Origin of the sequence: Lactobacillus sp. N54.MGS-719 (assembly GCF_000980505.1) — a bacterium.
GTDB lineage: Bacteria > Bacillota > Bacilli > Lactobacillales > Lactobacillaceae > Lactobacillus > Lactobacillus amylovorus.
Window position 1 is genome coordinate 14,260 of the sequence record NZ_LARO01000005.1, and the last position, 13,943, is coordinate 28,202.

Sequence of the window (13,943 nt, forward strand, 5' to 3'; positions counted from 1 at the left end):
ATGAAAAGGTATCATCATAAATATACTTTGCCAGCAATTATAACTTTACTGTTATTAGCGATTGCATTTCTTTTAATTGGCTTTTTTAATTTTAAAAGACAAACCACTCTTCCGCCGAATTCTAACTCGAGTGCAATTGGGATTCAGCTTAACCAAGATGTTGACTATGTGGATTTGCATAAATTGCAGGCGAACGGTATTTCCTTCGTTTATTTAAAATCAACGCAAGGCAGATCATACTTTGATGAAAATTATCTATCCTATCGTGATCAGATTTTGGGAACCAAGCTTGCTTTTGGCAGTATGATTCTATATAGTAATGAATCGACGCCCTTGCAGCATTACCGCTACTTTTTTGAAAAAGTGGGCGATAACACGGGCAGCCTGCCAATCCTGCTTGAGCCGGCCGTAACTAGCCGCAGCAAGCGTTATTTAGAGTCGATGAGCCAGTTTGCCAGCATGCTTGAGCAGCGCAAAAAAGAGGTAATTGTTGACGTGGACTATAAGTATCATAAATACTTCACGCCACAAACAAAATTTATGTCAGTCGATGGAAAAACGCCGGATAAATTGAAGTATTCATTTTGGCGTTATACAACTAACGGACGCGTCAAGAACGTCAATGGTCTAGAAAAAGGCGTTACAATGTATGCGTATAACGGAACCGTTGGTCAATATAGACAGAAATATGGACAATTAACACAATAATGTATCAAGAAGAAACAAAACAAGTATTAATTAAGCAACATAAAGAAAAGCCGACTTTGATTCAAAAAGAAACTTATGATGCCATTAGAAATGGTGCTTCTTTAGTCGGTTTAGCTAAAACTGGAACGGGTAAGACTTTGGCCTATGCACTGCCTAGTTTGGAAAGAGCGCAAAAAGGCAACGCCAACAGTGTAGTCATTATCGCGCCAACAACTGAACTGGCCGTCCAGATTCGCCATGCCATCAATCCATTTGTGCACGCGTTAGGCTTAAAGGGTGCAAGTCTAGTTGGTGCCGGCAACCGTAAGCGCCAAGAAGACAACTTGAAGAAAAAGCATCCAGAAGTAATTGTGGCGACGCCAGGAAGATTTTTTGATTTCTTTTCTAGTGGCCGAATTAAGCTTGGTCAGATTAAGACTTTAATTATTGACGAAGCTGATGATATCTTGGAATTTACCAAACTAGAATTATTGTCTTCATTAGGACAAAACTTGGGTCCCGACAGCCAAGTATTATTGTTTGGAGCTACTGATTCTGAAATCACTAGGGATGCAGAAGAAATCTTTAACCGTAATTTTCTTTTAGTCGATGTCAGAAATGAACAAAAATCTACAACAAAGCATTATTTCTTGCAAGTTGATAACCAACACAAGATTGAATTTTTACAAAGAATGACCAAGCTTGATCAATTCAAGGGGATTTTGTTCTTTGATTCAAACAAGACAATGATGCGTTTTGCCGGAATCTTTGGTCATACTAAGACTCGATTTGAATTATTATCAAACGAATTTGGTAAGCAAAAGCGTGAGCAAGCTTTGCAAGATTTAGCTACAGGTAAAACTAAATTGCTTTTGGCAACAGATTTGGCTGCACGTGGTTTGGATATTCCTGATCTTACTTATGTGATCAATTATGAAATTCCAAGTGAAACCAATACTTATTTGCACCGTGCCGGTCGTACTGGCCGTATGAATGCGGAAGGTTATGTCGTTACTTTAGGTGATGATCACGACTTCAGAGATTTAAAGAAGCTATTGGCAGATCAAATAAAATTGGAAAGAGTCTACTTTGCAGGCTACCATTTGACGACTACTAAGCCGAAGGATAAAAAGCAAAAAGACGAAGAAAAAGAAAAAGCGGCTAATGCTAACAAGGTAGTTAAGAATAAGAAAAAGAAGGGCAAAAAGAAGCGTAATAAGAATAAGGGTTATCACCCACATTATTTGAAGGTGAATAAATGAGTCGGTTAGTAAAGTGGCTAGAAGATTACGTGTTGCCGGTAGCTAACAGATTAGGCCAGGTAAGATGGTTAGTGGCATTGAGGGATGCCTTTATTTCTCTGATGCCAATTACAATTGCTGGCTCGCTGGCAGTCTTAATCAAAAGTTTAATCACGGCGGCTAAGGTTCATTTAGGCTGGAATACTTTTGCCTTTGCGATGCAGCCACTAGTTTCAATTAGCGATTTAGTTTGGCGTGGTACCTTTTCACTGTACGCCTGCTTCTTTGCACTCGCATTAGGTTATCAACTAGCTAAAAACTTTGAAGGCAATCGACTGGCTGCGGCAATTGTTTCACTGTCATCTTTTTCATTGAGCATTGCCAACTATGCCAAGGTTAGATTTCATGGTGAAAGCGTCGTAATTAAAAGCGCCTTTGATATCAGTCAATTTTCAACGACAGGTTTGTTTACGGCGATCTTGTTTGGCTCACTGGGGTTTGCTATCTATTATGCCTGCTACAAGGCAAGGTTTATGTTGCATTTGTCCACCAATTTGCCTCATGCGGAACAGGCTGCCTTTGATTCGTTGATTCCAGCGATGGTGTCTATTTTTAGTATCGGTGGAATTAATTATCTGTTCCAAGTGGCAACGGGCAACTATTTTGGCGATTGGCTATTAACTACCATCCAAATGCCATTAGTAAAATGGGGTCAAGGCTTCGGTACCGTATTATTAGTTACCTTGATGGTTCAAGTCTTTTGGTTCTTTGGTATCAATGGCTTGGGTGTGTTATCACCAATTCTTGATTCTATTTGGCTGACAGCTCAAAACGGCAACATCACGGCTGCGACTAGTGGAAAAGTGCCACCTTACGTTTGGGTAAGAGGCTCGTTTGACGTATTTGCCTGGTTTGGTGGTGCCGGTGGTACCCTGATGTTGATTGTCGCCATTTTGGTATTTTCAAAGCGAAGCGATTATCGTACGATTGCTAAAATTACGTTAGCACCAGGTATCTTTAACATTGGTGAGCCGATCTTGCTGGGACTGCCCGTAGTGCTTAATCCGGTTTACTTAATTCCATTTTTGCTGACGCCGGTTGTAAACGTTGCTTTTTCATACTGGGTTAGTGTCATGGGCTTGGTCAATCCGGTACAAGTGGCGGTGCCAAGCATCATGCCGCCGATTATTGGACCGTTTTTGGCATGTAACTATGACTGGCGTGCAATCGTTTTGAGTATTATTGATATGTTAATTGCGTTTGCTATTTGGAGTCCATTCGTAATTGCGGCTGATAAGATCGCAGATACCAACAATCCTAAGACTTTCTTTACTACACAATTTTAATTTAAGAAAAAAGATTAACTATTTACCTAATTTCTGGTAAAGTTAATCTTGTGTTTTGGCCCCGTAGTTCATCTGGATAGAACAATGGTCTCCTAAACCGTAGAGGTGAGTTCGAATCTCACCGGGGTCATCGAAAAAAGCCATCTGATTTTTTCAGATGGCTTTTAATTTAGCCCATTGGATTGAGCATGATAAAAGTAATTAGTCCCCAAACAAGGAATACGCAAATTAATGCAGTGTAAAGCAGTCTTCTTCTTGTTCTAGGTAGCTTGGATTTATCTAAGCCGAAGACTAAACAGAAACAACCGATGATGATTACAAGTGCGGTTGTAATTAAAACTAATAAACCATTATTCATAAATATACCCGTCTTTCTTTAGTGACATATTCATTAAAGCATATTGTATAAATGGAGTGCAAGATAGTCCTAAATCAGTTATAGTAAGATTAGGTTTTCGGAGGATTTTTTTATGCAAAAAATTAAAGTAATGACTGTTTTTGGCACGCGTCCAGAAGCAATTAAGATGGCACCACTTGTTTTGAAATTAAAAAAAGACGATCGCTTTGAAGAAGTGACCGTTGTTAGTGCACAGCACCGTGAAATGCTTGATCAAGTGCTTGATATTTTTAAGATTAAACCTGATTATGACTTCAATATCATGCATAAGAATCAGACTTTGGAAGAAATTACTTCTAAGGTAATGATTGATTTATCTAAAGTGATTAAAGAGGAAAAGCCAGATATTGTTTTGGTTCACGGCGACACGACTACAAGTTTTGCGGCAGCTCTTGCGACATTTTACCAACAAACGACTTTGGGTCACGTGGAAGCAGGGCTGAGAACTTGGAATAAGTATTCGCCATATCCTGAAGAAATGAACCGTCAAATGACTGACGATTTAACTGACTTGTATTTTGCGCCAACCGAATTGTCCAAGAGTAATTTGCTTAAGGAAAATCATAAGGCTGACAATATTTTCGTAACTGGTAACACTGCAATTGATGCTTTGGAACAAACCGTGCAAAAAGATTACCACCACGCAGTAATGGATGATATTACTCCTGGCAATAAAGTAATCTTGGTTACTATGCACCGTCGTGAAAACCAAGGTGAGCCAATGCGTCGCGTCTTCAAAGTGATGCGTCAAGTAATCGATTCACATCCTGATGTGGAAATTATTTATCCAGTGCACTTGTCGCCAAGAGTGCAACAAGTAGCTAACGAAGTTTTAGGCGGCGATCCTCGCATTCACTTGATTGAACCGCTTGACGTTGTTGACTTCCATAACTTGGCTAAACGCAGTTACTTTATCATGACTGATTCAGGCGGCGTACAAGAAGAAGCGCCTAGTCTTGGTAAGCCAGTGCTTGTATTGCGTGACACAACTGAACGTCCAGAAGGTGTGAAGGCTGGTACTTTGAAGCTGGTTGGGACTGAAGTAGATAAAGTAAGAGAAAGTATGCTTAAACTTCTTGAAAATAAAGAAGCATATGACAAGATGGCTAACGCCAAGAACCCATACGGTGATGGTTATGCTAGTGATCGCATCATGGATGACATTTACTACTACTTCCATAAAGACGAAGTAGCTAAGCCAGCAGATTTTGAATAGAAAAAAGAAGCAGTTTTTACTGCTTCTTTTTTGCTTTTTGTTCTTGAATGCGCCTTTTTGCACGTTCAATCATGGTATGTTCTTGTTTTTGAAAGACAGATCTAGTAGTTAGATAATTGAAAATTCCGACTAAAACTTGGTCAATAATTTTAACTAAGAGGGCATTTAAGTGAAGCCAGGACAAACCAACCAACATGATTAAGGTATCGGGAATTAAACTGATTACTCTGTAAGTAAAGAAAACAATTAGCTTGTGCCACGTACTGTGTTCATGATCTACGTTGTTAATAAAAACGGCTTTTTGGTTAAAGTAAAACGAAGCCAAGTTGGAAATGATGAACGCAATGGTGTTGGAAATCACCATTACGTTGTGCCACCAAGAGTGTAGAACCATGAAGACTACAGTATTGATCAGCGCAGCTACAAAGCCAAAAATCGTGTAGACCCATAAATTACGGTGCCTTTTGATTAGCTTTTGTCCTAATTTGCGAATCTGAGCTTGATCACCAATAGTAACTTCTTTTTTATTTTTAGTCATTTAATTTATCGGCCATTTCTTTTGCAGCTTGATCGATTAAATCGATCGCATCATCGTCAGGTGCGTTTTCGATGGTAACAGGTTTGGTGATTTCTGTGGCATGACAAGCCTTGAATGCCTTTTCGAAGTCGAATACATTCTCACAGAAGTGTTCGCCATAAGTCTTGTCACCTGATCCCATCACTGCAAAGTACTTATCGGTAAGATCAAGCTTCTTTAATTCGTCATAAAAGTCTGCAATTTCGTCGGTCATTACACCTTCACCGTAAGTGTAAGTGATGAAAATGCAAAGATCGCTATCTAAATAATCGCTTGCATCGGTGAAACCTACATCGCTTGTTTCAACATCAACGCCATAATCTTGTAGATCTTCCTCTAAAATATCTGCCATATCTTCATCATTACCAGTCATACTGGCGTAGACAATTCTTGCTTTCATGATTTTTCATACCTTTCACTGCGTTATACGACACCTTATTATACATGAAACTAGGCGTTTTTAGCTAAACTTTTAAAAATCTTCATTAAAACGTTATAATAGGAGAGAATATATTTTTTTAAAGGAGAAATTATTTTGATTACAATTAAATCAATTCGTGAACTTAAAGGCATGCAAGCTTCAGGCCACCTTCTTGCCACAATGTTTGAAGGCTTGCGCGATGTTATCAAGCCAGGCATCTCAACCTGGGAAATCGAAGAATTCTGCCAAGACTTCGTCAAGAGCCGTGGCGGCCGTCTTTCAGAACAAGGTTTTGAAGGCTACAAATACGGTACTTGTATTTCAGTTAATGATGAAATTGCTCACCAAACTCCTAGAAAAGACCGCATTTTAAAGGAAGGCGACATTGTTAAGGTGGATGTTACCTGCAACTTGAACGGTTATGAATCAGACTCATGTACTACTTACCCAGTAGGTAAAATTTCAGACGCTGATAAGAAGTTAATTGAAGTAACTAAGAAGGCTATGTATCTTGGTATCGATCAAGCCGTTTTAGGTAACAGAATTGGTGATATTGGTGCCGCAATTCAACACTGGGTTGAAGACGAAAACCATTACGGTGACGTTCGTGAATTAATCGGTCACGGTATTCAACCATCAATCCACGAAGATCCAGAAGTACCACACTGGGGTAAGGCTGGTCACGGTATCCGTCTTCGTGAAGGTATGACTATCACCTGTGAACCAATGGTTGAAGCAGGTGGCGATTGGCACATTGACCAAAGAACTGTTGATGATCCTAACGATGACTGGGTTTACTACGCAACTCCAGATGGTTCAAACGCAGCTCAATTTGAACACACCTTTGCCATTACCAAAGATGGTCCTAAGATTTTGACTTTACAACGTCCTTACGATGGTTTAGAAAAGTACATTCCTCACTTTGACGAAATGGACGATTAGGTTTTTGAATGAAAAATAAGAATCGACTCGATTCCAAGCTGGGCCAATTTTTTCTTACTTTACGTACCATTCTGTCTCAAGGTGAAATTCTCGATAGTTCGATCGTCATCGCCTACTATATTTTGTTTTCGATTTTTCCCATCATCATTATTATTGGGAACATTTTGCCGTTGTTTCACATTGATACGGCACCGATTGCTAATTATTTGGACTTTGTGTTTCCAGATCAGATATCAAAGTACATTATGCCGATTATTAATTCGCTGCTAAAAACGACTTCGACCGGATATATGTCTTTTGGTATTGTGTTGGCCGTTTGGTCGTTTTCCAGTTTGGTTAACGCGATTCGGTTAGGCGAAAATAGATTATATGGCGTCCGACAAATTGAACTTAAACTTTCCATAGTTAATTTCCTTTGGACTAGAATGATTACAATCGCATTTACGACGCTAATGATCATACTTTTTACAGGCGCTACTTTAGCATTAGTCTTTGGTCAGCAGCTATTGCATTTTTTGAGTCCAATTTTTCAATTGCCTGTAGAAGAAATCGACAAGATTTTTAGTTATCGTTATCCAGTTGTGCTTTTAATGATGATCTTGGCTGTTTACTATCTCAACTATGTATTGCCAAATATTAAGCTGAAGAAAAGAGTAATTTGGCCAGGGGTAATTGTAACTGTGATTGGCTGGCTAGCACTGTCGTTTTTATTTAGCTTTTATTTGCATCACTTCCCGATTACCTGGGAAAATTACGGCATCATTGGTACTTTTATTATCTTTATGCTGTGGCTAAATATAGCGGCAATCTTATTCCTGCTTGGCGTAGGCGTAAATGCGACAATCGTGCACAATCGCGAAGGAGAGTTAGAATATTCTGCTGGTAGGGTAGCAAGTTATATTCAAGATAGAAGAAAACAAAAGTAGCTGAAGATTAATAAATTTGCTATGATTATTTCATAAGATAGAAAAAAGAAAGTGTATTTGCATCAATGAAAGTAAGAAAAGCTGTTATTCCTGCAGCCGGCTTAGGTACTCGATTCTTGCCTGCTACTAAGGCTTTACCTAAGGAAATGCTGCCAATCGTTGATAAACCAACTATTCAATTTATCGTTGAAGAAGCTAAGAAGTCTGGTATCGAAGATATTTTGATCGTTATCGGCAAAAACAAGCGCCCAATTGAAGATCACTTTGATTCTAACCCAGAACTTGAACAAGACTTAGCTGAAAAGGGCAAGAACGAACTTTTGAAATTAACTCAAGGCATTACTAATCTTGGCGTTAATTTATACTACACTAGACAACCACATCCAGCTGGCTTAGGTGACGCTATTTACCGTGCTCGCAGTTTCGTAGGGGATGAACCATTTGTCGTTATGTTAGGTGACGACTTGATGGACGATGAAACGCCACTTACTAAGCAATTGATTGATCGCTACAACAAGACTCATGCATCAACCATTGCCGTTATGCCAGTACCACATAAGGAGGTTTCAAAATACGGTGTAATTGAACCAGAAAACGAAATTATGCCAGGTTTGATCAACGTTAAGTCATTCGTTGAAAAGCCAGACATTGATAAGGCACCTAGTGATTACGCAATTATTGGTCGCTACCTCCTTACACCAGAAATTTTTGGTATTTTAGCTCATCAAAAACCTGGTCGTGGCGGCGAAATTCAATTGACTGATGCCATTGATACGATGAACAAGACGCAAAGAGTTTTTGCTCATGTATTTAAGGGTGAACGTCACGATGTTGGTAACAAGGAAGGCTACCTTGAAACTTCAATTGAATATGGTTTGAAGCACCCTGAAATTAAGGAACAACTTCGTGCTTATATTCAACGCTTAGGCAAGCAATTTGAAGCTGAAGATAAAGCCAAAAAGTAAATGATCTTTAAAGATTCTGACAGACTACACGAAAGCGTAGTCTTTTTTATGTATTCTTAATAATTTTTTGTTATGATCATGTTTATCGAATTTTACATGATGGAGAGAATAAATAAGTGAAGGATATATATATTGTTGCAGCCAAAAGAACACCTTTTGGCAAGTATCGTGGCTTTTTTAAGGATACTTCCGCAATTGAGTTGGGAGTAATGGCATTAAAGGGGACTTTGAAAGCGGGAAATATTAATCCGCAAGATGTTCAAGCTCTTTTTATGGGTAATGTTTTAGGTACAGGTCTTGGTGAAAATATGGCCCGTCAAGTTGCTCTTAGTTCAGGGATGAAGCAAGAGTCAGCTGCAGTGACAATCAATGAAGTTTGTGGTTCAAGTTTAAAGGCTGTTCGTTTGGCCCAAGGTCAAATGGAAATGGGCGACTTGGATTTGGTAGCTGTTGGTGGTAGTGAAAACATGACACGCGCACCATACTTTGTTAAAAAAGAATACAAGGCTGATCCAGCAGATCACTTAACCAGTACGATGATCAACGATGCCTTAATGGATGCTTTTTCTGGCAAACACATGGGAATTACAGCTGAAAACGTTGCTGAGAGATATCATGTTTCGCGCAAAGAAATGGACGAATTCAGTTTACGTTCACACCAACTTGCAACAAAAGCAACTAAATCTGGCTTTTTCAAAAATGAAATTTTAAAGGTTGAACTTAACGGTCAAACCTTGGATCATGATGAATCAATTTGTCCTGATACTAGTCTTGAAGCCTTAAGCAACTTAAAGCCCGTCTTTAAGGAAGATGGTCAAGTAACAGCCGGCAATTCATCCCCATTGAATGATGGTGCCAGCATGTTAGTACTTGCTACTAAAGAAAAGATGGAAGAATTGCATTTAACTCCAATTGCTAAGTTAGGTGCATTTGCGGAAGCCGGTTTTGATCCGGCTTACATGGGCTATACTCCTTACTATGCCGTTAAGAAGTTGTTAGCTAAGACTGGCCGCAAAATTGATGATTACGACATCATCGAATTAAACGAAGCTTTTGCTGCTCAAGGCCTTGCAGTGGCAAGAGACTTGCACATTCCAATGGATAAATTGAATATTATGGGCGGCGCGATTGCATTAGGTCACCCATTAGGTGCAACAGGTACGCGTTTAGTAGCTTCCGCAATTAGTGGATTAAAGAATAGAAATGGCAAGAGAGCTTTGGTTACCTTGTGTATCGGTGGTGGCCAAGCGGTTGCTTATGAAATCGAGAATGCCTAATGAAGTTTTATCAATTACAGCCTGAGCAAAGAAGAAAACTTTTACAAGACGAAGGCCTTGAATTAGAAGATATTGATGACCAGGTATTAAAACGTTTGGATGAATTGAGCGAAAACGTGATTGGTCAACTGCGTTTGCCATTAGGTGTAGTTCAAAACTTGATTATTGATGGACAAAAATACATGGTGCCAATGGCAACCGAGGAACCATCTGTAGTCGCTGCTGCAAATCACGGTGCCAGTATTTTTGTCAAAAACGGCGGCGTAAGTACTGTCAGCCATAGGGATGGGATCTATGGTCAAATTGTTTTAAAGGTTGATGAACAATTTTCTTTGGCAGACTTGAAAGATGAATTTTCTAATTTAGTTGATTTGGCTAATCAAAAATTTGCCAGCTTGGTTGGTCATGGTGGTGGTACTCGCTCTATTTCGGCTAGACAACAAGGTAATTTAGTTTATCTTAAAGTTTTGGTAGATCCAGCCGAAGCTATGGGAGCTAATAAGACTAATTCAATTCTTGAATTTTTGAGTGCAAAATTAGGACAGTTGGATCATGTTGAAGAAAAACTTTTCGCCATTTTGTCTAACTATCCGAGTCAATTGACCAAGGCTGAAGTAAAAATTGATCCAGCGACTATCGGTGGCGAAAAAGTGGCTGAACGGATTGTTTTGCTTAGTCAAATTGGCTATGAAGATCCGTATCGTGCGGTAACCAATAACAAGGGGATCATGAATGGCGTCGACGCTGTTTTAATAGCGACCGGCAATGACTACCGAGCAATTGAAAATGCTACTGCCGTTTTAGCAAATCAAGACGGACAATATCGCAGTTTGTCAAAATGGACAATGAAGGATGACAAGTTGGTGGGTGAATTAACCTTACCGATGGCAATTGGTGTTGTGGGTGGTTCAATCAAGGCTCGCCGCGATGTCCAACAAAGCTTTGCCATTTTAGGTAAAGATATCACCAGCAAAGTTTTGGGTGAAATTATCACCAGTATTGGGTTAGCCAATAATTTGGCTGCTTTGTTAGCTATTTCAACAGTGGGCATTCAAGCAGGTCATATGAAATTGCAGGCTCGCAACGTAGTAGCTGAGCTGAAAGCGACTAAAGAAGAGAAAAAGACTGTTTTAAATAGGATGATTCAAGAAAAGAATTATTCAGAAAGTCATGCAAAGGATATTTTGGAGAAATTAAGAGAGGAAAAATAATGCAAGTAGGTATTGATAAGATTGGATTTTTTACGCCAAATAAGTATGTCGATATGGTTGATTTGGCACATGCAAGAAACCAAGATCCTAACAAATTCTTGATTGGAATTGGTCAAAATGAAATGAGTGTTGCTGACCAAACTCAAGATGCAGTTTCAATGGGGATCAACGCCACCATGCGTTATATTAACCGCATCGACAAGGATAAGGTTGGTCTGTTGGTCTTTGGTACAGAAAGTAGCGTTGACCAATCTAAGTCTGCTTCTTTATTTGTCAAAACCGCTTTGAAGTTAAAACCAGAAGTTAGAACTTTTGAAGTTAAGGAAGCTTGCTTTGGTTTAACTGCCGCCTTGATGATTGCGCGTGACTTTGTTAGAGTTCATCCTCATCAAACCGCTATAGTAATCGGTAGTGATATTGCGCGTTATGGTGTAGGTACTCCGGGTGAAGTTACGCAAGGTGCCGGCAGTATCAGTATGTTGATCAAGGCTGATCCAAGCATTGTTGCTTTAAACGATGGTCACAGTGCTTACAGCGAAGATATCAATGACTTCTGGCGACCAAACTTCTCACGTGTAGCGATGGTTGAAGGAAAATATTCAACTCAAGTTTACTTGGACTTCTTTACTAAGACTTTCAATGCCTACAAAAAGCAAAAGAATCTTAAGACTAGTGATTTTGATGCGATTACTTATCACATGCCATTTACTAAGATGGCGCTTAAGGCAAACAGAATTGCGGTAGAAGGTCAAGATGAAGAGACGACTAAGAAACTAGAAAATAGTTTTGAAGCTGCCAAGCAATTATCACGCCGCGTTGGTAATGTTTATACTGCATCATTATATTTGAGTTTGCTTAGTCTGCTTGAAAATGCCAACTTGGCCGCAGGTTCATTAGTTGGGCTATTTTCATATGGCTCAGGTGCGATGGGTGAATTCTACAGTGGCAACTTGGTCACAGACTATGAAAATGAAATTGATCAGGCCAAGGATATGGCACTACTCGACCGTCGTAAGAAGTTGACTATTCCTGAATATGAAGATGTCTTCAATGCTGCCTTAGAAGATCCAGAAGATGGTCAGGAATTAGATAGTGATGATGAAAAGGGTACTTGGTATTTCGCAGGTACTAAGGACCATGTACGTCAATACAAAGAAAAGTAGCATAAAGATAGAAAAATAAAACGTTTGGCTTAGCCAAACGTTTTTTATTAGAGCAAGATTGCTTTGCGTTCATCTTCAACTATTTGCAGGCCAAAAAGAGGATATTCTTTTTCGGCTACTACGGCGATAAGAGGGATGCCGCGGCCATGCATTTTGCCCACTAATTTTACTATTTTCTTTTTGGTTAAAGCTTTTTGTCCTGGATAAAGCAGACATTTTTCTCCTGCTAAAGTTAATTTGCCCCAGGGCATAGTTTTACCAGCTATTTTTAAATAAAAACTTGTATTGAGATTAAGATCATCAATTAATTGTAATAAGTCCGTTAAGCGCATTTTTCTCGTATAATTAAAGTAAAAATATTCAATATTCAATATTCTTTTGATAATTATAAAATAAAACAGCTTAATTTATTTAGAAAGTGCACGCATATGAAGAAAAAGCTATTATTAACATCACTTCTAGTAGCAGGTACTGGTTTTGCAATTGCTAGTGACTATTTCTTTAAGATGGCAATGACGCCATTTAATAAAAAGCCGGATTCAAAAAAGTTATCAGGTAAAGATTCACTTTATCGCAATAAAGTTTGGTTTAGAGATTTTCCAAAAGAAAAATGGAGTCTTGAAACTAAAAGTGGCTTGACGCTATTTGCCCAATATTTAAATCATGATTCAGATAAAACGGCTATTTTGCTACATGGTTTTATGAGTGATAGCGATAGCATGGGCGGTTTTGCCAAAATGTTCTATGATTTTGGTTATAATGTGCTTTTGCCTGATGCTCGTGCGCAAGGCAGAAGTGCTGGTAAATATATCGGCTATGGCTGGGTTGAAAAAGAAGATATTCGCAATTGGATTAGGCAAGTGATTGCCAAAAATGGTCAAGATAGCAAGATTATTGTGATGGGCCAAAGTATGGGCGGTGCTACTACAATGATGGTCAGCGGTATGAAATTGCCTAGCCAGGTTAAGGCATTTATCGAAGATTGCGGCTATTCAAGCGTTAAAGAGGAGATCATGTATCAAGCCGGTAATTTGTGCAACTTAAATAAGATTGCTCGTATGCCTTTGGTTGAAGCTGTTAGCGGAATCAATAAAGTTAAGAATGGCTTTTTCTTGGGACAGGCTTCATCGGTTGAGCAGTTAAAGAAGAATACCAGACCATTCTTGTTTATTCACGGTGGTAAGGATCATTTTGTGCCGACCGAAATGGTTTATCAAAATTATGCTGCAACTGATGCGCCAAAGGAAATCTGGATTGCGCCTTTAGCAGGACATGCCTTGTCTTATCCAATGTATAAAAAGGAATATCAAAAGACAGTTAAGGCTTTTTTGGATAAATATAAGCTCTAATTATTGCAAGCGGTTACACAACCGGATATAATTAATAGTGTGGAAGAGGTAGAAATAAAGTTAACAAATGTAAAATGAACAATAAGTTTTTATCTCCAGAATTGTATTATTGGAAACTTGAAAGATTCTCTATATGTAGAGGTGTCAGCCATAAATCACTTAATTAAATGTTATTTATTAACTGTCAGTGGCTGTTCGCAGAAAACTCCAATTCATTAAAAAGTT

15 protein-coding genes and 1 tRNA gene are annotated in these 13,943 nt (G+C 38.9%); 12 read left to right on the top strand and 4 right to left on the bottom strand.

Going from position 1 to position 13,943, the window contains the following annotated elements:
* From WS44_RS01670 to WS44_RS01685, 4 genes are all read left to right on the top strand, one after another.
* Nucleotides 1-708, top strand: a complete 708-nt coding sequence (locus WS44_RS01670; RefSeq protein WP_013437422.1) for a GH25 family lysozyme — start codon at nucleotides 1-3, stop codon at nucleotides 706-708.
* A complete protein-coding gene (locus WS44_RS01675) occupies nucleotides 708-1,949 on the top strand; it encodes a DEAD/DEAH box helicase (protein WP_046432705.1) in 1,242 nt (413 codons plus the stop codon). Before WS44_RS01670 ends, WS44_RS01675 begins: the two co-directional genes overlap by 1 nt.
* Complete coding sequence (locus WS44_RS01680; protein WP_013641635.1) at nucleotides 1,946-3,274, top strand: PTS transporter subunit EIIC; 1,329 nt, start codon at nucleotides 1,946-1,948, stop codon at nucleotides 3,272-3,274. The genes WS44_RS01675 and WS44_RS01680 overlap by 4 nt, the downstream gene beginning before the upstream one ends.
* A gap of 57 nt (nucleotides 3,275-3,331) precedes the next feature.
* Nucleotides 3,332-3,404: transfer RNA gene (locus tag WS44_RS01685), tRNA-Arg, on the top strand.
* A gap of 39 nt (nucleotides 3,405-3,443) precedes the next feature.
* On the opposite strand, the gene WS44_RS09800 is transcribed toward WS44_RS01685, so the two are convergent.
* Nucleotides 3,444-3,632, bottom strand: coding sequence for a hypothetical protein (locus WS44_RS09800; RefSeq protein WP_013437425.1), 189 nt, complete (start codon nucleotides 3,630-3,632; stop codon nucleotides 3,444-3,446).
* A gap of 112 nt (nucleotides 3,633-3,744) precedes the next feature.
* On the opposite strand from WS44_RS09800, the gene wecB reads away from it, so the two are divergent.
* Nucleotides 3,745-4,887 (top strand): UDP-N-acetylglucosamine 2-epimerase (non-hydrolyzing), encoded by a 1,143-nt coding sequence (wecB, locus tag WS44_RS01690; protein ID WP_046432709.1) that lies wholly within the window; start codon nucleotides 3,745-3,747, stop codon nucleotides 4,885-4,887.
* A 16-nt stretch (nucleotides 4,888-4,903) separates the two neighbouring features.
* On the opposite strand, the gene WS44_RS01695 is transcribed toward wecB, so the two are convergent.
* Together WS44_RS01695 and WS44_RS01700 are read right to left on the bottom strand one after the other, a co-directional pair.
* Nucleotides 4,904-5,425, bottom strand: coding sequence for a GtrA family protein (locus tag WS44_RS01695; protein WP_013437427.1), 522 nt, complete (start codon nucleotides 5,423-5,425; stop codon nucleotides 4,904-4,906).
* Nucleotides 5,418-5,864, bottom strand: coding sequence for a flavodoxin domain-containing protein (locus tag WS44_RS01700; RefSeq protein ID WP_013437428.1), 447 nt, complete (start codon nucleotides 5,862-5,864; stop codon nucleotides 5,418-5,420). Before WS44_RS01700 ends, WS44_RS01695 begins: the two co-directional genes overlap by 8 nt.
* Before the next feature lie 135 nt (nucleotides 5,865-5,999).
* On the opposite strand from WS44_RS01700, the gene map reads away from it, so the two are divergent.
* The 6 genes from map to WS44_RS01730 all read left to right on the top strand — a co-directional run bounded on the left by map (nucleotide 6,000) and on the right by WS44_RS01730 (nucleotide 12,369).
* A complete protein-coding gene (gene map / locus WS44_RS01705; RefSeq protein WP_013641639.1) occupies nucleotides 6,000-6,827 on the top strand; it encodes a type I methionyl aminopeptidase in 828 nt (275 codons plus the stop codon).
* A gap of 8 nt (nucleotides 6,828-6,835) precedes the next feature.
* Nucleotides 6,836-7,753: a YihY/virulence factor BrkB family protein gene (locus WS44_RS01710; RefSeq protein ID WP_013437430.1), complete on the top strand. Its 918-nt coding sequence runs from the start codon at nucleotides 6,836-6,838 to the stop codon at nucleotides 7,751-7,753.
* Nucleotides 7,754-7,818: 65 nt separating this feature from the next.
* Nucleotides 7,819-8,718, top strand: a complete 900-nt coding sequence (gene galU, locus WS44_RS01715) for a UTP--glucose-1-phosphate uridylyltransferase GalU (RefSeq protein ID WP_013437431.1) — start codon at nucleotides 7,819-7,821, stop codon at nucleotides 8,716-8,718.
* 116 nt (nucleotides 8,719-8,834) lie between these two features.
* Nucleotides 8,835-9,995 (top strand): thiolase family protein, encoded by a 1,161-nt coding sequence (locus WS44_RS01720; protein WP_046432712.1) that lies wholly within the window; start codon nucleotides 8,835-8,837, stop codon nucleotides 9,993-9,995.
* Nucleotides 9,995-11,206, top strand: a complete 1,212-nt coding sequence (locus WS44_RS01725) for a hydroxymethylglutaryl-CoA reductase, degradative (RefSeq protein ID WP_013641641.1) — start codon at nucleotides 9,995-9,997, stop codon at nucleotides 11,204-11,206. Before WS44_RS01720 ends, WS44_RS01725 begins: the two co-directional genes overlap by 1 nt.
* Nucleotides 11,206-12,369, top strand: a complete 1,164-nt coding sequence (locus tag WS44_RS01730) for a hydroxymethylglutaryl-CoA synthase (protein ID WP_013641642.1) — start codon at nucleotides 11,206-11,208, stop codon at nucleotides 12,367-12,369. The genes WS44_RS01725 and WS44_RS01730 overlap by 1 nt, the downstream gene beginning before the upstream one ends.
* Before the next feature lie 47 nt (nucleotides 12,370-12,416).
* On the opposite strand, the gene WS44_RS01735 is transcribed toward WS44_RS01730, so the two are convergent.
* Nucleotides 12,417-12,701: a hypothetical protein gene (locus WS44_RS01735; protein ID WP_013437435.1), complete on the bottom strand. Its 285-nt coding sequence runs from the start codon at nucleotides 12,699-12,701 to the stop codon at nucleotides 12,417-12,419.
* Between the two features lie 96 nt (nucleotides 12,702-12,797).
* On the opposite strand from WS44_RS01735, the gene WS44_RS01740 reads away from it, so the two are divergent.
* Nucleotides 12,798-13,718 carry an alpha/beta hydrolase gene (locus WS44_RS01740; protein ID WP_046432716.1) on the top strand — a complete coding sequence of 307 codons (921 nt, stop codon included), beginning with the start codon at nucleotides 12,798-12,800 and terminating at the stop codon, nucleotides 13,716-13,718.
* The last annotated feature ends 225 nt before the right edge of the window (nucleotides 13,719-13,943 follow it).